Here is a 21,189-nt window from a genome sequence, read left to right on the forward strand (position 1 = left end):
TTCACAATGAAAGTAAGAGCATCAGTAAAAAAGAGAAGTGCCGAGTGCATTATCGTACGTAGAAAAGGAAGATTATACGTAATAAACAAAAAGAATCCTAGATTTAAACAAAGACAAGGATAATTATGGCAAGAATAGCAGGGGTAGATATCCCAAAAAACAAGAGAGGTGTTATTGCACTTACCTACATCTTCGGATTAGGAAAAAGTAGAGCTATAGAGATTTTAGAGAAAGCTCAAGTTAGCCAAGACAAGAAAGTTCAAGATTGGAATGACGACGAGATTGGAGCAATCCGTGAGGCTGTTTCAGCTTTCAAAATTGAAGGTGAATTGCGTTCAGAAATTTCTTTGAACATCAAACGTTTAATGGATATTGGATGTTATAGAGGTATCCGTCATAGATCTGGTCTTCCATTAAGAGGACAAAGAACTAAGAATAACTCTAGAACTAGAAAAGGTAAAAGAAAAACTGTTGCTAACAAGAAAAAAGCAACTAAATAATAAGTAATATGGCTAAAGCAACTACAAAAAAACGTAAAGTTATCGTTGAATCAACGGGAGAAGCTCATATTTCTGCTACCTTCAATAACATCATCATTTCTTTGACTAACAAAAAAGGTGAAGTTATTTCTTGGTCTTCAGCTGGTAAAATGGGTTTTAGAGGTTCTAAAAAGAACACTCCATACGCAGCTCAAATGGCCGCAGAAGATTGTAGTAAAGTAGCTCTTGAAGCTGGATTGAAAAAAGTTAAGGTTTATGTAAAAGGACCAGGTAACGGACGTGAGTCTGCTATCCGTTCTATTCATAACGGTGGAATCGAAGTAACTGAAATTATCGACGTTACTCCAATGCCACACAACGGATGTCGTCCTCCAAAGAGACGTAGAGTTTAATAATTTAATTTAAGTATAACTAGGTAGAAAATAGATTATCGAAGGATTTGACCTGAATTCATAATCTCTACCTTAATTAATTCATTTAGAAATGGCAAGATATACTGGTCCTAAAACTAGAATCGCTCGTAAATTTGGTGAAGCGATTTTCGGAGACGATAGAGCTTTCGAAAAAAGAAATTACCCTCCTGGGCAACACGGGATGGCTAAAAAAAGAGGTAAAAAATCTGAGTACGCTATCCAATTAATGGAGAAGCAAAAAGCTAAATATTCTTATGGAATTTTAGAAAAACAATTCAGAGGTTTATTCAAAAAAGCATCAGCTACTAAAGGTGTTACTGGTGAGGTTCTTTTACAATTATGTGAAGCAAGATTAGATAACGTTGTGTTCAGAATGGGAATTGCTCCATCTAGAAGAGGTGCTAGACAATTAGTTTCTCACAGACACATTACTGTTAATGGTGAAGTTGTAAATATTCCTTCTTACCACCTAAAGCCTGGTGATAAAGTTGCAGTTCGTGAAAAATCTAAATCATTAGAAGCTATCGAACGTTCTTTATCTAATTCAAGTCAAGTTTATGAATGGATTACTTGGAACAATGATACTAAAGAAGGTACTTTCGTAGCTGTACCTGCTAGAATTCAAATTCCAGAAAACATTAAAGAACAATTAATCGTAGAGTTGTACAACAAATAATAATTGACTTAGTCGAAATTTATGGCAATATTTAATTTTCAAAAGCCCGATAAAGTTATCATGATCGATTCAACCGATTTTGAAGGTAAATTCGAATTTAGACCTTTAGAACCTGGTTATGGATTGACTGTTGGTAATGCACTTAGAAGAGTTTTGCTTTCAGCATTGGAAGGTTATGCAATTACATCTGTTCGCATAGAAGGTGTAGATCATGAGTTTTCTACTATTTCAGGAGTTGTTGAGGATGTTACCGAGATTATCCTTAATCTTAAACAAGTACGTTTTAAACGTCAAATTGAAGATATTGACAATGAGTCAGTTTCAATTTCTGTTTCAGGAAAAGATCAATTAACAGCTGGTGACTTCCAAAAATTTATTTCAGGTTTCCAAGTTTTGAATCCAGAATTGGTTATCTGTAATTTAGATTCAAAAATCAAATTAAACTTTGATTTGACAATCGAGAAAGGTAGAGGATATGTTCCTGCTGAAGAGAACAAAAAACAAAATGCTGCAATTGGAACCATTTTTACAGATTCTATCTTTACACCAGTAAAGAATGTAAAATATGCTATTGAAAACTTCCGTGTTGAGCAAAAAACAGATTATGAAAAATTAGTTTTTGAAATTAAAACTGATGGTTCTATTAATCCAAAAGATGCGCTAACTGAAGCTGCTAAGGTTCTAATCCACCATTTCATGTTGTTCTCTGATGAAAGAATTACACTTGAGGCTGATGAAATTGCACAAACAGAGTCATATGATGAAGAATCATTACATATGAGACAATTGCTTAAAACTAAGCTTGTTGATATGGACTTATCTGTAAGAGCCTTAAATTGTTTGAAAGCGGCTGAAGTTGATACTCTTGGTGATTTAGTATCATTCAATAAAAATGACTTAATGAAGTTCCGTAACTTCGGTAAAAAATCTTTAACTGAGCTAGATGAACTTGTAGCTGTTAAAAATTTGACTTTCGGGATGGATTTAACGAAATACAAATTAGATAAAGAATAAATTACTTCATAGTTTGCTCTCCAAAGTGGATTGAGCAAGATGAAGATTAAAAAACAACGTCATGAGACACGGAAAGAAAATCAATCACTTAAGCAGACAGACAGCTCATAGAAAAGCTATGTTAGCTAATATGGCTTGTTCTCTAATTGAGCACAAACGTATCAATACAACTGTTGCTAAAGCTAAAGCACTTAAACAATTTGTTGAGCCGCTTATAACAAAATCTAAAAATGATACGACTCACAATCGTCGTATTGTTTTTGCTAACTTAAGAAGCAAGTATGCTGTTACTGATTTATTCAGAGATGTAGCTGCTAAAGTTGGTGACCGTCCAGGAGGATACACTCGTATCATTAAAGTTGGAAATCGTTTAGGAGATAATGCTGATATGGCAATGATCGAATTAGTAGATTTTAACGAACTTTACAACGGAGGTAAAAAAGAAGTTAAAAAGGCAAAAAGCCGTCGTGGTGGTAAAGCTAAGAAAGCTGAAGAAGCTCCAGCTACTGAAGCTCCAGCTGCTGAAACTGACACTACTGCTGAAGCTACTGAATAATTATGAATATAATCATTCAATAAAATCAAGGATAAGCTATTTTTTTAGTTTATCCTTTTTTTTTGTTTTTTTATTACATAAAATGGAGGAGTGAAAGTGTAGTTAGTGCTCTTTTAAAATAATTTTTAAAATTGTTGCTTTCACTGCTTTAATGAATTAAATTTGCACCATATTTATCTACAAATGAAATACACAACAAGAAAAAGCGCCATCCTATTATTAAGTGATGGGACTATATTCCACGGAAAATCTATCGGAATCAGCGGAACCACTTTTGGTGAGGTTTGTTTTAATACGGGAATGACCGGTTATCAAGAAATTTTTACTGATCCGTCTTATTATGGACAAATCATGGTGGCTACAAATCCCCATATTGGAAATTATGGTGTTAATGACGAGGAAGTTGAATCAAACGGAATTAAAATTGCTGGTTTGGTTTGTAAAAATTTTAGTTTCAACTATTCTAGAGAAGGAGCTTCAGGAAGTTTAGAAGATTATTTTATTAAGCATAATTTAATTTGTATTTCTGATGTAGATACTCGTGCTTTAGTAAGTTATATTAGAGAAAATGGAGCCATGAATTCTGTTATTTGTACAGATGGGACTCCTGTTGAAGAATTAAAAGCGGCTTTAGCCAAGGTTCCTGATATGAAAGGTTTGGAATTAGCCTCTAAAGTATCTACAAAAGAACCTTATTTCTTTGGAGATGAAAATGCAACTTATAAAATCTCAGCTTTAGATTTAGGAATCAAAACCAATATCCTTCGCAATTTTGCTAAGAGAGATTGTTATATTAAGGTGTTTCCTTATGATTCTACTTATGCAGATTTAACATCTTTTAATCCAGATGGTTTCTTTTTGTCTAACGGACCTGGAGATCCAGAACCATTAGACGGAGCAATTCAAGTGGCAAAAGAAATTTTAGCAAACGATAAGCCTTTATTTGGAATATGTTTAGGGCACCAAGTGATTGGTTTAGCAAATGGAATATCTACTTATAAAATGTTTAATGGACACCGCGGAATTAACCATCCAGTAAGTAATATTATTACTGGTAAAGGGGAGATTACTTCTCAGAATCATGGTTTTGCTGTAAACAGAGAAGAATTGGAAGCTAATCCTGAAATGGAAATTACGCACTTACATCTTAACGATGGAACTGTGGCCGGTATGAGAATGAAAAACAAGAACTGTTTCTCTGTTCAATACCATCCAGAAGCTAGTCCTGGACCACATGATTCATCTTATTTGTTTGATCAATTTGTAGAAAACTTAAAGAAATAAGATTTCATTATTATCATAATCTTAGGCTAAACATTTTGTGTTTAGCCTTTTTTTTACTCCATTTTTTTCCTTTTTTTATTTTGTAAATTTTGTTTTAAATTATGTTTAAAAAATGTAATTTATAACGTTTTCGTTGATAAGATTAAAAAAAATAGTACGATGTTTAAAAAACTTAGAATATATTTGTAATCTAAAAATTAAAAACTAAAGTAATATGAGTATTATTATCAAAATTCATGCAAGACAAATTCTTGATTCAAGAGGTAATCCTACGGTAGAAGTGGATGTAATTACAGACAATGGTGTTTTAGGTAGAGCAGCAGTTCCATCTGGTGCATCAACTGGAGAACATGAAGCTGTTGAATTACGTGATGGAGGAAAAGCTTTTTTAGGAAAAGGAGTTTTAAACGCTGTGAACAATGTTAATACTGTAATTGCTGAAGCTCTTGTAGGAACTTCTGTTTTTGAGCAAAATCTTATCGATCAAATGATGATAGATTTAGATGGTACTCCTAACAAATCTAAATTAGGAGCTAATGCTATTTTAGGTGTTTCTTTAGCTGTTGCCAAAGCTGCTGCTAATGAATTAAGTATGCCTTTATACCGATATGTAGGTGGTGTTTCTGCAAATACTCTTCCAGTTCCTATGATGAATATCATCAACGGAGGTTCTCACTCTGATGCACCTATCGCATTCCAAGAGTTTATGATTTTCCCAGTTAAAGCAACTTCTTTTTCTCATTCTATGCAAATGGGGACAGAGATTTTTCATAACTTGAAAAAAGTATTACACGATAGAGGTCTTTCTACTGCAGTAGGTGATGAAGGGGGTTTTGCTCCTAACTTAGCTGGTGGTACTGAAGATGCATTAGATACTATCAAATTAGCTGTTGAAAAAGCGGGTTATTCTTTCGGTGACGAAATTATGATTGCATTAGATTGTGCTTCTGCAGAATTCTATATTGATGGTAAATATGACTATTCTAAATTTGAAGGTGAAACTGGAAAAGTAAGAACTTCAGCTGAACAAGCAGAATATTTAGCAGAATTAGTTTCTAAATACCCAATTATCTCTATCGAAGACGGTATGGATGAAAACGACTGGGAAGGTTGGAAATTATTAACTGAAAAAATTGGAGATAAAGTTCAATTAGTAGGTGATGATTTATTTGTTACTAATGTAGAGCGTTTATCTACAGGAATTGAAAAAGGTATCGCTAATTCAATCCTTATTAAAGTTAACCAAATTGGAACTTTGACAGAAACTATCGCAGCTGTAAATATGGCTAAGAATGCAGGTTATACTTCTGTAATGTCTCACCGTTCAGGAGAGACTGAAGATAATACTATTGCTGATTTAGCTGTAGCTTTAAACTGCGGTCAAATTAAAACAGGTTCTGCTTCTCGTTCAGATCGTATGGCTAAATACAATCAATTGATTAGAATTGAAGAAGAATTAGGATCTACTGCTTATTTCCCTGGAAAAAAAGCGTTCAAAGTAAAATAAGTTTTAAACTTAATTATATGCAAAGCCATTCATTTTATGAATGGCTTTTTTTTTAAATTTAACAATATCCTTAGTTTTTTCTCTTTTTAATTACCGTTATTATCCTTAGATTTGGTAAATTATTAAGTGTAAAGATTTATTTCAAATTATTATGTCAAAAACAGCAATATTAGAAATTGATGGAAAGAAGTATGAGTTTCCTATTTTTGTAGGGAGCGAAAACGAAGAAGCTATCAATATTAACAAATTAAGAGATTTAACAGGGGCAATCACCATTGATCCAGGTTATAAAAATTCAGGTTCTTGCACTAGTGGAATTACATTCTTAGATGGCGAATTAGGAATTTTACGTTACCGAGGATACGCAATTGAAGAGTTAGCTGATAAAGCTAATTTTTTAGAAGTATCTTATCTTTTAATTTTTGGAGAACTACCTACGGCTGCACAATTAGAACAATTTGAAAATGATATCAGAAAACACTCTTTAGTAAACGAAGAGATGAAAGGAATCATTGATGGCTTTCCAAGAACAGCTCATCCAATGGGGGTTTTAGCTGCTTTAACAAGTGCTTTGACAGCTTTCAATCCAAAATCAGTTAATGTTGATAATGAAAAAGATTTATACCAAGCTGTTTGTAAAACAATGGGTAAATTCTTGGTAATTGCAACATGGACTTACAGAAAAAGTATGGGGTATCCATTGAATTATTATGATAATACAAAAGGATATGTGGAGAACTTTATGCGTTTAATGTTTGAGTTGCCTACAGAGCCTTACAAATTAAGCCCAGTTGTTACTGAGGCACTTGATAAATTATTTATTTTACACGCTGATCACGAACAAAACTGTTCTACTTCTACAGTAAGAATGGTTGGTTCATCTCATGCTGGTTTATTCGCTTCTATTTCTGCTGGTGTTTCTGCTTTGTGGGGACCTTTACATGGAGGAGCTAACCAAGCGGTATTAGAAATGTTAGAAGAAATTCATCAAAATGGTGGTGATACAGAGAAGTATTTAGCGAAAGCTAAAGATAAAAACGATCCTTTTAGATTAATGGGATTCGGACATAGAGTTTACAAAAATTTCGATCCACGTGCTAAGATTATCAAAAAAGCAGCTAATGAAGTTTTAGCAACTTTAGGTGTTGATGATCCTATTTTGGATATCGCAAAAAGATTAGAAGCAGCTGCTTTAGAAGATGAGTATTTCAAAGCAAGAAATCTTTATCCTAACGTAGATTTCTATTCTGGAATTATATATAGAGCTTTAGGTATTCCAACTGACATGTTTACAGTAATGTTTGCAATTGGAAGATTACCGGGTTGGATTGCGCAATGGAAAGAAATGCGTGAAAATAAAGAGCCAATTGGTAGACCAAGACAAATTTACACTGGTTCTCCGTTGAGAGAATTCAAAAGACCTGAATAATAAAGATGATAAATCAGAGAAGCTTCACCTAACCGTGAAGCTTTTTTTATCTTTGTATGTATATAAATGCACCAAATGATATCTTTAAAAATAAATAATGAAACTTCTAGATTAAGGACAGTAGTATTGGGGATAGCTAATAGTAATGGTCCAACACCAACGGTTGAAGAAGCCTATGATCCTAAATCTTTAGAACATATTTTAGCAGGAACCTATCCCATTGAAGAAGATATGGTTGCCGAAATGGATGCTTTTGAAAAAGTACTTTTAAAGTACGATGTGAAGGTCTATAGACCGAGATTGATTGAAAATTACAATCAAATTTTCACAAGAGATATTGGTTTTGTAATAAATGATATATTTATAAAATCAAATATTTTACCGGATAGAGAGGGTGAATTGGACGCAATTCAATATATAATTGACGCTATTGATCCAAGTAAAGTGGTTCGTCCTCCAGAAGAAGTACATATTGAAGGGGGAGATGTGATGCTTTGGAATGATCATATTTTTATTGGAACTTATAAAGGGAGTGATTATAAAGATTATATTACTGCCCGAACGAATATGGTAGGGGTACAGTTCATAAAGGATTTGTTTCCAAATAAAATAGTCAAAGAATTTGATTTGATAAAGTCAAAAATGGAGGCTCGTGATAATGCTTTGCATTTGGATTGTTGTTTTCAGCCAGTTGGAAAAGATAAAGGGATAATCTATAAAAGAGGATTTCGCGAAGAAGCGGATTATAGATACCTTGTTGATTTATTTGGTAAAGAAAATTTATTTCATATTAAAAGACAGGAGATGTATAATATGAATTCTAATGTTTTTTCGATTGATACTAATGTTGTTGTTTCGGAAAGAAAATTCAAAAGATTAAATCAATGGTTGCGATCTCATGGGTTTGTGGTAGAAGAGATTCCCTATGCGGAAATCGCTAAACAGGAAGGATTGTTGCGTTGCTCCACTTTGCCATTAATTAGAGATTAATTCCTTAAAATAAAAATAGAAAATGAAACAAGTTGCCAATTCGATTTTAATGATTCGTCCTGTAGCATTCCGAATGAATGAGCAAACGATAGTGAATAATCATTTTCAAAAGGAGTTGAGAGAAATGCTTCCTTCTGCAGTAAATGCGAAAGCCCAACAAGAGTTTGATGCATTTGTTGAGAAACTTCGAGCTGTTGGTGTAAATGTTGTGGTTGTTGATGATCTTTTGGAAACGGATACACCAGACAGCATTTTTCCAAATAATTGGGTTTCCTTTCATGAAAATGGTGATGTGGTTTTGTATCCAATGTTTGCCGAAAATCGAAGAGCCGAACGTCGTGAGGATGTTTTAGATATTATAGAGCAGAAAGGTTTTGTAATCGAGAATATTGTTGATTTTACTTCGGCAGAAGAAGAAAATATGTTTCTGGAAGGAACAGGAAGTATGATTTTGGACAGAGCTAATGCCAAAGCGTATTGTGCTTTATCGCCAAGAGCTAATGAAGAACTTTTTATAGAATTTTGTGAAGATTTTGATTGTGCTCCTGTAATATTTGAAGCTTATCACACTGTTGATGGTAAGAAGGAATTAGTATATCACACCAATGTGATGATGAGTATTGGTGAACACTTTGCTGTTATTTGTGCAGATATGATTGAAGATAAAAAAGAACGTAAAATGGTTTTGGATAATCTTCGTGCAGATGGTAAGGAAATTATTTTAATTAATGAGAAACAAGTGAATCAGTTTGCGGGGAATTTATTAGAAGTTTCAAGTGCCGATGATAAAAGATTTATCGTGATGAGTAATGCGGCTTTAGAGTCTTTAAATGCAAATCAAAAAAAGCAATTAGAGAAATACGGAACGATTTTAAATGTAGATTTACATACTATTGAAACTTGTGGAGGAGGAAGTGCTCGTTGTATGATGGCAGAGATTTTTTTTGAATACTAACTTATAATAGGAACTCGAATTCAAATGGTAATGGTATTATTTGATTATAAATAAAAGATGAAAAATAAAAAAACATTGGTTCTTGGAGCCTCCATAAAACCCCAACGTTATTCAAATATGGCTATAAAGTCATTAGTTCAAAAGGGACATTCGGTAATCGCTATAGGTCATGATGCAGGAGAAGTTGCTGGGGTTAAAATTCATAAAAAAGCCATTCCCTTAAAAAATATCGATACCGTTAGTTTGTATTTAAATCCAATAAATCAGCGAGAATATTACAATTATATTATTGAATCACAACCCAGAAGGGTGGTTTTTAATCCTGGAACTGAGAATCCTGAATTTTATCAATTATTGAAATTAAATGATATACAATTTGAAGTTGCGTGTACTTTAGTTTTATTGTCTACGAATCAGTTTTAGTGGATTAGACATAATTACAAAAGTCATTTTCTGCAGAAATAACTTTTTTAGTTTAATAATTTACAGGTTTAGTCGTGTTCTTGGAAATTAATACTAATCCTAGTAGGGTAAGTAAACCGTTTACAATGATGAGTTCATTGTCGAAAGTATAACCAAATAAATTCGTAGAGTTTTCGCTTATAAAGTAACTCATTACGGGTGAGGTTAGGCATACAAAGGGTACAAACTTATCTTTAACAGTTTTTGATTTCCAAAATAACCCAAAGCAATACAATCCTAAAAGTGGTCCATAGGTATATGAAGCAACTCTGAAAATCATGCCTACAACTGAGTTATCATTGATAGTGTTAAAAATAAGAATAGTGATAAACATTAAAAATGAAAAGCCTAAATGAATTAAGTGTCGGGTTTTTATAAGCACTTCATTATTTGAACTTTTCTTTTTTTTCATATCTAAAAAATCAACGCAAAACGAAGTGGTTAATGCTGTTAAAGCAGAATCTGTTGTGGCAAAAGTGGCTGCCGTAATGCCCAATAAGAACACTAGGGAAGGAATGAAGCTTAGGTGATGAAAGGCAATTTCGGGAAATAATAAATCGGTTCTTGGTTTGCCGGTGATTAAATCTTTTGGAATTTCAATGCCTTTTTTGTTGGCATAGATATAAAGTAAAGCACCAACACTTAAAAAGAATAGATTGATAATTACGAAAATTCCAGTGAAAGTAAACATGTTTTTTTGGGCTTCACCAATAGTGGCACAACTCAGGTTTTTTTGCATCAAATCTTGGTCAAGTCCTACCATTGCAATAGTTACAAAAATTCCACCGAGAATTTGTTTGATAAAATGAAATCTAGAGTTTTGGAAATCATTAAAAAAGAAAATTTGTGAATATTGACTCTTTTTTATTGTTTCGAATGCTTCAATAAAATTAAGATTTAAGCTTTGGCAAATAAAATAAATAGTCAAGACTACTGCGCTTACTAAAAAGAAAGTTTGTAAAGTATCGGTTATGATTATGGTTTTTAGTCCTCCACGATACGTATAAGAGAATATTAAAGCTAAAGCAATAAGTACTGTAACGGTAAAAGGTATTTGATAAAAATCGAATACAAAGCGTTGTAGAACAATAACAACCAAATACAATCTGAATGATGAGCCAATGGTTCTACTAATTAAGAAAATAGATGCCGCAGTTTTGTAGGAGTAGTAACCTAATCGATTTTCGATGTAAGTGTAAATTGATGTCAAATTCATCCGATAATACAGTGGAAGTAGAACTTTTGCCACTAAGATAAAGCCTATTGCATTGCCTATGACAAATTGAAAATATTTGAATTGTTCTCCATTAGGGGATCCTACTTCACCTGGAACAGAAATGAAGGTGACTCCAGATAAAGCAGTTCCAATCATTCCAAAAGCAACCAAATACCATTTAGCATTTTTATTAGCCGAAAAGAACGCTTCATTTCCGTTATTGTTTTTACTTGTGAAATAGGCAATTGCAAATAAAATTGCAAAGTAAATAACCATAAGAGAAAGTATTGCAGCCGGAGTCATTTTGATAATTTTAGTATTGCCAAAATACGATTTTTAAGGCAACAATTTATAGGCTAGTCATTTGAATTGAAACAGAATATAATTTTCGAAGGCTGGTTGGATTTATTCATTATTTCAATAAACAAATTGTTACATTTGCAACTATGGAATTTTCTTCAAAATTATTAGAAAAAGCAGTAAATGAGATTTCGCAATTGCCTGGAATTGGTAAGAGAACAGCCTTGCGATTGGTTTTGCATTTGTTAAAACAGCCCAAAGAACAAACTTCATTTTTAACACAAGCGCTAGTGGCTATGCGTGAAGAAATTAAGTTTTGTGAAAGTTGTCATAATATTTCGGATACTGCTATTTGTGAAATTTGTAGCAATCCAAATAGGAACCATCAAATAGTATGTGTGGTTGAAGATATTCGTGATGTGATGGCTATTGAAAATACGGCTCAATTTAAAGGCGTGTATCATGTTCTGGGAGGGAAAATTTCACCTATTGACGGAGTTGGGCCTAGTCAGTTAAAAATTGCAACATTAGTCGAAAAAGTGAAAACTGGAAAATTAACTGAAGTTATATTTGCGTTGAGTTCTACTATGGAAGGCGATACTACTAATTTTTATATTTATAAGCAAATAGCCGATTCTGGTATTTTGATTTCAACAATTGCCAGAGGAATTGCCGTAGGGGACGAATTGGAATATGCAGATGAAGTAACGCTTGGCAGAAGTATTTTGCAACGTTTGCCATTTGAAAAGGCAATTAAAAATAATTAATTGGTTATTGAACAATGCTTTTATTATCAAAATGAAAAGCTATATTTGTTATCTAAAATAGAAAAATGGGTAAATATCTATTGGGTTTATTGCTAAGTTGTAGTGTGTTGTTTACTTCTTGTATTTCAACACGTGACTTAGTTTATTTGCAAAATAAAAATGAAACTGCTACTGAAACTTCTATATCGGCAGTTCAAGCTAAACCTTATCGCTTACAAATCAATGATGTTTTAAGTATTAATATTAAGGCAAATGATTCCAAATTAGTAGAAATGTTTAATACAACTACTGAAGGAGGTGCTGCTAAGTCGGAATCGGCCTTGTATTTTAGTGGTTTTACAGTAGACGATCATGGTAATATCCGAATTCCTGTTTTAGGAGAATTGAATGTTATTGGGTACACCCTTGATGAAGTAAGACAACGTATTGAAAAACAATTATTGGCAGAATATTTTAAAAAAGAGGCCAATATTTTTGTAATCGTTAAATTAACAGGTTTTCGTTATACTATCCTTGGCGAAGTTGGAAGTTCAGGAACAAAAACTTTGTTTCAAGAGCATGTTAACGTTTTGGAAGCAATTGCTAATTCAGGCGATATTACTCTTTTAGGAAATAGAAAAGCGGTTACTATAATTAGAAAAACACCTACAGGTAATGAAATGCATGATATTGACTTGACAGACAGAAATGTTGTCAATTCACCTTATTATTATTTGCAACCTAACGATTACATATACGTAAAACCTTTGAAACAAAAAACTTGGGGAACAGGAAAAACGGGTATAGAATCACTAGGAACTATATTTTCATTGTTATCGCTGGGTACAACGGTTTTATTATTATTGAAGCGATAAAAATACATTTCGAAAAATGTTAGATATAAAAGACTTTTCCATATTTGAAAATCATGTAAGTTTTGATTTTAAAGGCTTGTTGTTTAAAATTCTAAGCTATTGGAAATGGTTTTTATTGAGCTTAACCATTGCCTTAACTATTGCCTATCAAGTAAATATTCGTAAGGAAAAAATTTATGAGATGGAGACCCTTATTTCGGTTAAGGAAGAAAGAAATCCATTGTTTACTTCAAATACCAGTTTGACTTTTAATTGGGGCGGCGTATCTGATCAAATGCAAACTATTTCTACCACTTTACAATCGCGTTCGCATAACGAATTAGTGGTTGATAAATTGCAGTTTTACATAGATTATTTGCAACAAGAAAAGTACAATATGGTTGATGCCTATGGAGCTGTGCCTTTTCATGTAAGTATTGATAAAAATAAAGGACAGTTGGCAGGGAATTTAATCAGTATTACTTTTTTAACAGAAAACGAATATCAAATTAAAATACCTTTTACAACGAATTCCGTTTCATTAATTAAATATGCGGATAATTCTTATGGTTCAACAAATGTTGTAATTGGCGATTTTATTAGGAAATATAAAGTTGGTGAAGAGGTTTCTTTGCCTTTTTTACATTGGAAATTGTACATAAGCGAAAATCCAGGATTTTACAAAGGCAAAGAATATTTTGTTCGTTTTAATGATTTTAATGGAACTGTTTCCCGATACAAAGGAGTTGGAGTACGATTAGATGAAAAAGGAGCTTCACTTCTTACACTACGTTTGCAAGGTACTAATAAAGCAAGGTTAGTTGAGTATCTTAATGCAACTGTAAATATGCTTATCAAAAGGCAGTTAGATAGTAAGAATCAATTTGCTACCAATACGATTAATTTTATTGATAGTACCCTAGTAGCAATGGAATCACAATTGAAAACCGCTGGAGATGAATTAAAGTCTTTTAAAAAAGGAAAAGATGTTGTTAATTTAGAAGATGGAGGTGCTAAATTTTCGGAAAAAATCTCGCAATATGATGTTGAAAAAGATGCTATAGCTAGAAAGATTTCGTATTACAATTCATTAAAAGCCTATTTAAAAAACAGTGTAGATTATTCAAAGTTACCTGCTCCATCGGTGGCCGGAATAGATGATCCTAATGTTGTGGCTAATGTTTCAAAGTTGATAGCACTTTCTACAGAACGTTCTGAAATGGCTTATGCAGTAAAAAGCGATAAAATTTTCAGGGAGTTTGATAGTCAGATGGAAGCTATTAAAAATGTTTTGTTGGAAAATATAGCTTCGGCAAAATCGTCTTTGCAATTTGATTTAGGGTTGGTAAATAGTAAAATTAATCAAGCCGAGGGAAATATCAGACAATTGCCGGATGACCAACAAGAGTTGATTAAAATAAAGAGGAAGTATGATTTAAGCGATAATATTTACAGTACATTTCTCCAAAAAAGAAGCGAAGCAGATATTGTTAAAGCCGCTAATTTATCCGATATTCATTTTATTGACCCTGCAAAAGATGTGGGTGGCGGTTTGATTGGGCCTAAAACATCTGTAAACTATGTTTTGGCGGTTTTTGTAGGTATTACAATTCCATTAGTATTTATATTTATTCTCTTTTTGATTAATAATTCTATTCAAAAAGCAGAGGATGTGACGGGTCGAACTAAAATTCCTTTGTTAGGTGTAGTAGGTGTTTATAAGGAAAAAGGCGAGTTAGCTGTTTTTGAAAAACCGAAATCAGCGATGTCTGAATCTTTCCGAGCGATACGTTCTTCGTTGCAGTTTTTGTACAAAAAGCAAAAGGTTGAAGGCGGTAAAACCTTAATGATAACTTCTTCAATAAGTGGAGAGGGCAAAACGTTTTGTTCTATAAATATTGCAACTGTTTTTGCTTTAAGCGAAAAGAAAACAGTAATTGTGGGTCTAGATTTGCGAAAGCCAAAATTATTTGAAGAATTTAATCTTCGTAATGATGTGGGTGTTGTGAATTATTTGATAAAACAAAAAAGTCTGAAAGAAATTGTAAATCATACTCAAATACCATTCCTTGATGTAATTCTTTCAGGACCAGTTCCGCCTAATCCTTCCGAATTAATTATGGGGGAATCTATGATTGATTTTATAGCCGAATTGAAAAAAGAGTACGATTATATTATTTTGGATACACCACCGGTAGGTTTGGTTTCCGATTCTTTAGAATTAGGTCAATATGCAGATGTAACATTGTACATTATTAGACAAAATATTACCAAAAAAGAAATGATTCCGTTGTTGAATAATAGAGTCAAACGAGGAGAGATGCATAACGTAAGTATTATCTTGAATGGTTTTGAAAATAAAGCTAAATATGGCTCGTCTTATGGATACGGATATGGCTATGGATATGGAGAATATTCTAATGGGTACCATGAAGATGAGAAACCAAAGGGATTTTTTCAAAAATTACGAAATAGAATAAGAAAAAGCTAGTTGATAATTGGAATTAAGTAAATGAAGGAAATAACAAATTATACCATTTTAATTACGGGAGGAGCAGGTTTTATTGGTTCTAATCTTTGTGAATATTTTTTATCCAAAGGGAATCGAGTAATCTGTTTAGATAATTTTGCTACAGGTCACCGTCATAATTTAAAAGATTGTTTCTCTAGTTCTAATTTTACTTTGATTGAAGGTGATATCAGAAATTATGAAGATTGTCAAAAAGCCCTTCAAGGAGTTGATTATGTGTTGCATCAAGCAGCCTTAGGTTCAGTACCTCGTTCGATTAAAGATCCAATTACGACTAATGACGTCAATGTTTCTGGTTTTTTAAATATGCTTCAAGCAGCAACAGAAGCCAAAGTGAAGCGATTTGTATATGCAGCTAGTTCTTCAACTTATGGAGATTCAGTTGGCTTGCCAAAGGTAGAAGAGGTGATAGGAAAACCGCTTTCACCCTATGCAATTACAAAATATGTGAACGAATTGTACGCGGAAATTTTTAGTAAAACCTACGGAATAGAAACCATTGGATTGCGCTATTTTAATGTTTTTGGTCGAAAACAAGATCCTAATGGAGCTTATGCAGCGGTAATTCCAAAATTTGTTATGCAGTTGATGAAACATGAAAGCATAACGATAAATGGAGATGGAAATTACTCACGCGATTTTACCTATATTGATAATGTAGTTCAAATGAATGAATTAGCAATGGCTACTGATAATTTAACTGCTGTGAATACCGTTTACAATACCGCCTTTGGAGATAGAAATACATTAAATGATTTAGTGGCTTATTTAAAAGACTATTTAAAGGTTTATGATCCAGCAATTGCTAATGTTACTGTGATACATGGTCCTAATCGATTAGGAGATATTCCTCATTCTTTGGCTAGTATTGATAAAGCAAAAGAATTATTGGACTATAATCCAAAATACTCTTTACAAGAAGGATTAAAAATAGCGGTTGATTGGTACTGGAATAATTTGAAATAAAGAAAGAAGTTAGAAATTAGAAGTTAGAAGGTAGAAGTTATTTATTTAGATTATAGTTTTACCAATAACCCAAAACACATAACATATTACAAAATAAATGAAAATTACAAAAATTTGTTGCATTGGTGCAGGCTATGTAGGTGGACCTACCATGGCAATTATTGCTCAGAAATGCCCACATATTCAAGTGACTGTAGTGGATTTGAATATCGAAAGAATTGTAGCTTGGAATGATGAAGATGTCAATAAAATTCCAATTTATGAACCAGGACTTTCTGAAATTGTAAAAGAAGCTAGAGGGCGAAATTTATTCTTTTCCACGGAGGTTGATAAAGCTATAGACGAAGCAGAAATGATTTTTATTTCAGTGAATACGCCAACAAAAACCTATGGTAAAGGAAAAGGCATGGCGGCCGATTTAAAATACATTGAATTATGTGCCAGACAAATTGCTAAAGTATCTAAAAGTAATAAAATTGTAGTTGAAAAATCGACTTTGCCGGTGCGCACTGCCGAGGCAATTAAAAGCATTTTAGATAATACTGGAAATGGAGTGAAATTTCAAATTCTTTCCAACCCTGAATTTTTAGCAGAAGGAACAGCTGTTCAGGATTTGTTGTTTCCTGATCGAATATTAATTGGGGGAGATACTAATGAAGAGGGGCAAAAAGCCATTCAGGCCTTGGTAGATGTGTATGCAAATTGGGTAGAGGTAGATAAGATTTTAACAACCAATGTTTGGTCGTCTGAATTGTCAAAATTAACGGCTAATGCTTTTTTGGCGCAACGAATTTCTTCTATAAATGCCATGTCAGAACTTTGTGAAAAAACAGGTGCTGATGTTAATGAATTGGCTAGGGCGATAGGAATGGATAGCCGAATAGGACCTAAATTTTTAAAGGCTTCCGTAGGTTTTGGTGGATCTTGTTTTCAAAAAGATATTTTGAATTTGGTTTATATCGCTAAATCGTATGGCTTGAATGAAGTAGCTGATTATTGGGAACAAGTTATTATAATGAATGATCATCAAAAAAGACGATTTTCTGATAAAATTGTAAAAACACTTTATAATACTGTTTCTGGTAAAAAGATTGCTTTTTTAGGCTGGGCATTCAAAAAAGATACGAATGATACCAGAGAATCGGCAGCGATTTATGTAGCTGATGATTTAATTAGCGAAAATGCTACTTTAGCGGTTTATGATCCAAAGGTTTCACGAAAAAAAGTTTTAGCGGATTTGGATTATTTACAATCTCGAACAGCAATTAAAAACGCCGAAAGTATTTTGTCATATGAAAATCCCTATGAGGCTTGTGTGGGAGCTCACGCAATAGCTATTCTTACCGAATGGGATGAGTTTATTAGTTATGATTGGCAAAAAATTTATGATGACATGCAAAAACCAGCTTTTGTATTCGATGGAAGGAATATATTGGATAAAGCGGTGTTGGAAAAAATTGGTTTTGTGTATCAGGCGATTGGGTCTTAGGCTTGTCGGTTATGGGTTGTGAGTTTTCTGCTATCAGGCTGTCCAGAATTATAATATCATTTGAGAAAAAATGCCTCATATTTTGTCATTCCGACAAAGGAGGAATCTCACTGGTTGATTGAGTTGTTTGATTTCTCCTTTGTCGAAACAATAAATATATGTAAGTAATTACATTAAAAAATAAAAGAATGAATTGGTATGTAGTGTACACCAAGCCAAAATGGGAAAAAAAAGTGGCAGAACAGTTAATTCAAAAAGGGATTGAGTGTTATTGTCCTCTAATCACTCAAGTACGCCAATGGTCGGATCGAAAGAAAAAAGTAGAGATTCCTTTATTTAATTCCTACGTTTTTGTACGTTTGGCAGAACATGATCGCAATTTGGTGTTTCAGTCTTCAGGAGCTGTTCGTTATCTTTTTTGGTTAGGAAAACCAGCTGTTGTACGTGATGAAGAAATTAATACCATAAAAAAATGGTTAAGCACTCCGAATCAATATGAAATTTCTGTTACTTCAATTCAGGTAGGAGATAAGATAACTTTAGAATCAGGACCATTCAAATCGCAGCAGGCCGTGGTTCAGTCCGTAAATAAAAACAGCTGTGTGTTGGTTTTAGAATCGATAGGTTGTGTGTTGCGAATGAAAAAAGCCTAATACACTCTTGTGTTTTATTTTCATTATAAAGAAAGTTCTTATAGGCTTGTGTGGCTGATGTTTAGCTTTTCTTAGTCAATTTTTTATTATTTTAGTTAGTTAATTCTATTTCAAATTAATGAAAATCAATAGGAATTCAGCTTAATCTCGTTTATATTTGCGAACGAAAAATGCTGAATTCTGACTCCTTTGGTGTGAGTTGGAACCGCGAAGCGTTGGGAAAAATGAAAGAAATACGAGGTATAGATATAAAAATCAATGGATTATAGTTGTAAAATAGCAGTTATTGGTCTGGGGTATGTTGGCTTGCCATTAGCACGTTTATTTGCAACTAAATACAGTGTTGTTGGTTTTGATATTAATACAAAGAGAATAGAAGAACTTCGTCTAGGAATCGATAGTACTTTTGAAGTTGAAGAAACTGTTTTGAAAGCGGTTTTAAGAAAAACAGCCTTGGTGTCGAGCGGTGTCGAGACAGAAGAAAAAAATGGACTTTATTGTACCAATCAATTGGAAGATATAGCCGATTGTAATTATTATATTGTAACAGTTCCTACACCCGTAGATAAGAATAATCGTCCTGATTTAACCCCTTTGTATAAGGCTAGTGAGACTGTTGCAAAGGTTTTGAAAAAAGGAGATATTATTATTTATGAATCGACCGTTTATCCAGGAGTAACTGAGGAGGAATGTGTGCCAGTTTTAGAACGCATTTCGGGCTTACAATTTAATGTTGACTTTTTTGCGGGTTATTCCCCTGAAAGAATTAATCCTGGAGATAAACTGCATACCGTTGATAAAATTTTAAAAGTAACTTCAGGCTCTACACCGGGAATAGGTCAAAAAGTAGATGCTCTTTATCAATCGGTTATTACCGCTGGAACCCATCTGGCACCTTCCATCAAAGTGGCCGAAGCGGCAAAAGTCATTGAAAATTCACAAAGAGATATCAATATTGCTTTCGTAAATGAATTAGCTAAAATTTTTAGTTTAATGAATATTGATACGCAAGCGGTATTAGAAGCAGCCGGAACAAAATGGAATTTTCTTCCTTTTAAACCGGGTTTAGTAGGAGGACATTGTATAGGGGTTGATCCCTATTATTTGGCACAAAAAGCACAGGAATTAGGTTACCATCCAGAAATTATTTTAGCAGGCAGACGATTGAATGATAGTATGGGGGAATATGTCGCTGCTCAAGTGGTCAAATTGATGATTAAAAAAGGAATTTCCGTTAATGGTGCCTCATTGTTAATGTTGGGAATTACGTTTAAAGAGAATTGTCCAGATGTGCGAAATACTAAAATAATTGACGTAATAAAGGCCTTGAAAGAGTACGGCATAAGTGTTACAGTATATGATCCGCTCGCAAATCCTGAAGAAGTGATGAAAGAATATGGATTGATTTGTCAATCACAATTAACCAACGAGATTAAATTTGATGCAATAGTTCTAGGAGTAGCACACGCAGAATTTCTAAGAATGAATTTATCAAATTACCAATCTGATAATAGTATTATTTATGATGTAAAAGGTGTTTTGGGTACAGTAGTTGACGGTAGACTTTGATTATTGTTAACATTCTAACCCACAACCCACAACCCACAACTCATAACTCATAACTCATAACTGAGATGAATAAAAAACAAAATATCATACACGTCATCCTTACTGGAGGTATAGGAAGTCGTTTGTGGCCTTTGTCACGTAAAAGTCGTCCTAAACAATATTTAGAAATTTTTGATGGTAAATCTTTATTTGAGTTAACCGTTGAAAGAAATAGAGAAATTGCAGATAAAGTAATTGTTGTAGGGAATGTCGATAATTGCCAGTTGAGTAAGGTTATTTTAGACAAGATGAATATTCCTTATTTGGATATTGTGGAGTCTACACCACGCAATACAGCTGCTGCAATTGCCTTTGCTGCTTTTGCTGCAGACCCAGAAGACATTTTGATTGTAACACCTATGGATCATATCATAGAAAAGAAAGAGCTGTATGATCTGGCAGTTACTGAAGCTATTGAAAAAGCAGCTAACGGAAACATTGTTACTTTTGGAATTCATCCTACCAAACCGGAAACGGGTTATGGCTATATTGAAGCAAAAGGTGAAAATGTATTGTCTTTTAGAGAAAAACCTAATTTAGTAACGGCCAAACAATTCATTGCTAAAAAGAATTTCTTGTGGAATAGTGGGATGTTTTGCTTCAAAGCTGGAGTTTTGTTAGAAGAATTAAAAACATTCGAACCAAAGGTATATAAAAAAGCAAAAAAAGTTTGGGAACATAATAATAATGGTAAATTAGATTTAGAACTTTCGTTGGATATTCCTTCCATTAGTGTAGATTATGCGGTGATGGAACGTTCAAAAAAAATAAAAGTGGTTCCGTCCCAATTTTTGTGGTCGGATTTAGGTTCTTTTGAATCGGTTTACGATTATTTATTGTCTAAAGGTCATCCCGTGGACGAAAATGGGAATATGGTCATAGGAGTTCAAAATTTTACTGCTTTTATCGGGATGAAAAATACGATTTTAGTAGCTACAGAGAATGCTAATCTGGTACTTCAAAAAGAGTTTTCACAAGATGTGAAAGATTTATATAACGAACTAGAGGTTGAAAAGCCTGAGTTGTTACAATAATTTTGAT

21 protein-coding genes are annotated in these 21,189 nt (G+C 33.2%); 20 read left to right on the top strand and 1 reads right to left on the bottom strand.

The features are described from left to right. The first annotated feature begins 6 nt into the window (after nt 1-6). The 12 genes from ykgO to ACFPTQ_RS14630 all read left to right on the top strand — a co-directional run bounded on the left by ykgO (nt 7) and on the right by ACFPTQ_RS14630 (nt 9,747). Nucleotides 7-123: a type B 50S ribosomal protein L36 gene (gene ykgO / locus ACFPTQ_RS14575; protein WP_002987490.1), complete on the top strand. Its 117-nt coding sequence runs from the start codon at nt 7-9 to the stop codon at nt 121-123. Nucleotides 124-125: 2 nt separating this feature from the next. Then, nucleotides 126-500 (top strand): 30S ribosomal protein S13, encoded by a 375-nt coding sequence (gene rpsM, locus ACFPTQ_RS14580; protein WP_278036357.1) that lies wholly within the window; start codon nt 126-128, stop codon nt 498-500. Between the two features lie 8 nt (nt 501-508). Next, the gene (rpsK, locus tag ACFPTQ_RS14585; RefSeq protein ID WP_026714629.1) at nt 509-892 is read left to right on the top strand and encodes a 30S ribosomal protein S11; all 384 of its coding nucleotides are present in this window, start codon (nt 509-511) and stop codon (nt 890-892) included. Between the two features lie 91 nt (nt 893-983). Then, nucleotides 984-1,589 carry a 30S ribosomal protein S4 gene (rpsD, locus tag ACFPTQ_RS14590; RefSeq protein WP_026714628.1) on the top strand — a complete coding sequence of 202 codons (606 nt, stop codon included), beginning with the start codon at nt 984-986 and terminating at the stop codon, nt 1,587-1,589. Nucleotides 1,590-1,610: 21 nt separating this feature from the next. Next, nucleotides 1,611-2,603 (top strand): DNA-directed RNA polymerase subunit alpha, encoded by a 993-nt coding sequence (locus ACFPTQ_RS14595; protein WP_278036356.1) that lies wholly within the window; start codon nt 1,611-1,613, stop codon nt 2,601-2,603. Between the two features lie 61 nt (nt 2,604-2,664). Continuing rightward, the gene (gene rplQ / locus ACFPTQ_RS14600) at nt 2,665-3,159 is read left to right on the top strand and encodes a 50S ribosomal protein L17 (protein WP_278036355.1); all 495 of its coding nucleotides are present in this window, start codon (nt 2,665-2,667) and stop codon (nt 3,157-3,159) included. A gap of 183 nt (nt 3,160-3,342) precedes the next feature. Beyond that, on the top strand, nt 3,343-4,443 hold the full coding sequence (gene carA, locus ACFPTQ_RS14605) for a glutamine-hydrolyzing carbamoyl-phosphate synthase small subunit (RefSeq protein WP_379778399.1): 1,101 nt from the start codon (nt 3,343-3,345) through the stop codon (nt 4,441-4,443). 214 nt (nt 4,444-4,657) lie between these two features. Next, nucleotides 4,658-5,950 (top strand): phosphopyruvate hydratase, encoded by a 1,293-nt coding sequence (gene eno / locus ACFPTQ_RS14610; protein ID WP_379778401.1) that lies wholly within the window; start codon nt 4,658-4,660, stop codon nt 5,948-5,950. A 151-nt stretch (nt 5,951-6,101) separates the two neighbouring features. Then, nucleotides 6,102-7,379: a citrate synthase gene (locus ACFPTQ_RS14615; RefSeq protein WP_278036352.1), complete on the top strand. Its 1,278-nt coding sequence runs from the start codon at nt 6,102-6,104 to the stop codon at nt 7,377-7,379. A gap of 75 nt (nt 7,380-7,454) precedes the next feature. Beyond that, nucleotides 7,455-8,369, top strand: coding sequence for a dimethylarginine dimethylaminohydrolase family protein (locus ACFPTQ_RS14620; RefSeq protein WP_379778403.1), 915 nt, complete (start codon nt 7,455-7,457; stop codon nt 8,367-8,369). A 22-nt stretch (nt 8,370-8,391) separates the two neighbouring features. After that, complete coding sequence (gene ctlX, locus ACFPTQ_RS14625) at nt 8,392-9,324, top strand: citrulline utilization hydrolase CtlX (protein WP_379778405.1); 933 nt, start codon at nt 8,392-8,394, stop codon at nt 9,322-9,324. A 57-nt stretch (nt 9,325-9,381) separates the two neighbouring features. After that, the gene (locus ACFPTQ_RS14630) at nt 9,382-9,747 is read left to right on the top strand and encodes a CoA-binding protein (RefSeq protein WP_379778407.1); all 366 of its coding nucleotides are present in this window, start codon (nt 9,382-9,384) and stop codon (nt 9,745-9,747) included. Nucleotides 9,748-9,799: 52 nt separating this feature from the next. On the opposite strand, the gene ACFPTQ_RS14635 is transcribed toward ACFPTQ_RS14630, so the two are convergent. After that, nucleotides 9,800-11,305, bottom strand: coding sequence for a sodium:solute symporter (locus ACFPTQ_RS14635; RefSeq protein WP_379778409.1), 1,506 nt, complete (start codon nt 11,303-11,305; stop codon nt 9,800-9,802). A gap of 143 nt (nt 11,306-11,448) precedes the next feature. Between ACFPTQ_RS14635 and recR the strand changes: the two genes are divergently transcribed. The 8 genes from recR (at nt 11,449) to ACFPTQ_RS14675 (ending at nt 21,182) form a co-directional block, all read left to right on the top strand. After that, a complete protein-coding gene (gene recR, locus ACFPTQ_RS14640) occupies nt 11,449-12,069 on the top strand; it encodes a recombination mediator RecR (RefSeq protein ID WP_278036347.1) in 621 nt (206 codons plus the stop codon). A gap of 65 nt (nt 12,070-12,134) precedes the next feature. Further along, entirely contained in the window at nt 12,135-12,923 is a 789-nt protein-coding gene (locus ACFPTQ_RS14645; RefSeq protein ID WP_379778411.1) for a polysaccharide biosynthesis/export family protein, read from the top strand. Between the two features lie 16 nt (nt 12,924-12,939). Further along, nucleotides 12,940-15,393, top strand: coding sequence for a polysaccharide biosynthesis tyrosine autokinase (locus ACFPTQ_RS14650; RefSeq protein WP_379778413.1), 2,454 nt, complete (start codon nt 12,940-12,942; stop codon nt 15,391-15,393). A 21-nt stretch (nt 15,394-15,414) separates the two neighbouring features. Next, nucleotides 15,415-16,398, top strand: coding sequence for an SDR family oxidoreductase (locus tag ACFPTQ_RS14655; RefSeq protein WP_379778415.1), 984 nt, complete (start codon nt 15,415-15,417; stop codon nt 16,396-16,398). A 97-nt stretch (nt 16,399-16,495) separates the two neighbouring features. Then, nucleotides 16,496-17,887 (top strand): UDP-glucose 6-dehydrogenase, encoded by a 1,392-nt coding sequence (locus tag ACFPTQ_RS14660; protein WP_379778417.1) that lies wholly within the window; start codon nt 16,496-16,498, stop codon nt 17,885-17,887. 188 nt (nt 17,888-18,075) lie between these two features. Beyond that, nucleotides 18,076-18,540: a UpxY family transcription antiterminator gene (locus ACFPTQ_RS14665; protein WP_379778419.1), complete on the top strand. Its 465-nt coding sequence runs from the start codon at nt 18,076-18,078 to the stop codon at nt 18,538-18,540. Between the two features lie 258 nt (nt 18,541-18,798). Then, complete coding sequence (locus ACFPTQ_RS14670) at nt 18,799-20,109, top strand: nucleotide sugar dehydrogenase (RefSeq protein ID WP_379778421.1); 1,311 nt, start codon at nt 18,799-18,801, stop codon at nt 20,107-20,109. A gap of 65 nt (nt 20,110-20,174) precedes the next feature. After that, entirely contained in the window at nt 20,175-21,182 is a 1,008-nt protein-coding gene (locus ACFPTQ_RS14675; RefSeq protein WP_379778423.1) for a mannose-1-phosphate guanylyltransferase, read from the top strand. The last annotated feature ends 7 nt before the right edge of the window (nt 21,183-21,189 follow it).

This window comes from Flavobacterium sp. GCM10022190, assembly GCF_042656445.1.
In the GTDB taxonomy this organism is placed as follows: domain Bacteria; phylum Bacteroidota; class Bacteroidia; order Flavobacteriales; family Flavobacteriaceae; genus Flavobacterium; species Flavobacterium nitratireducens.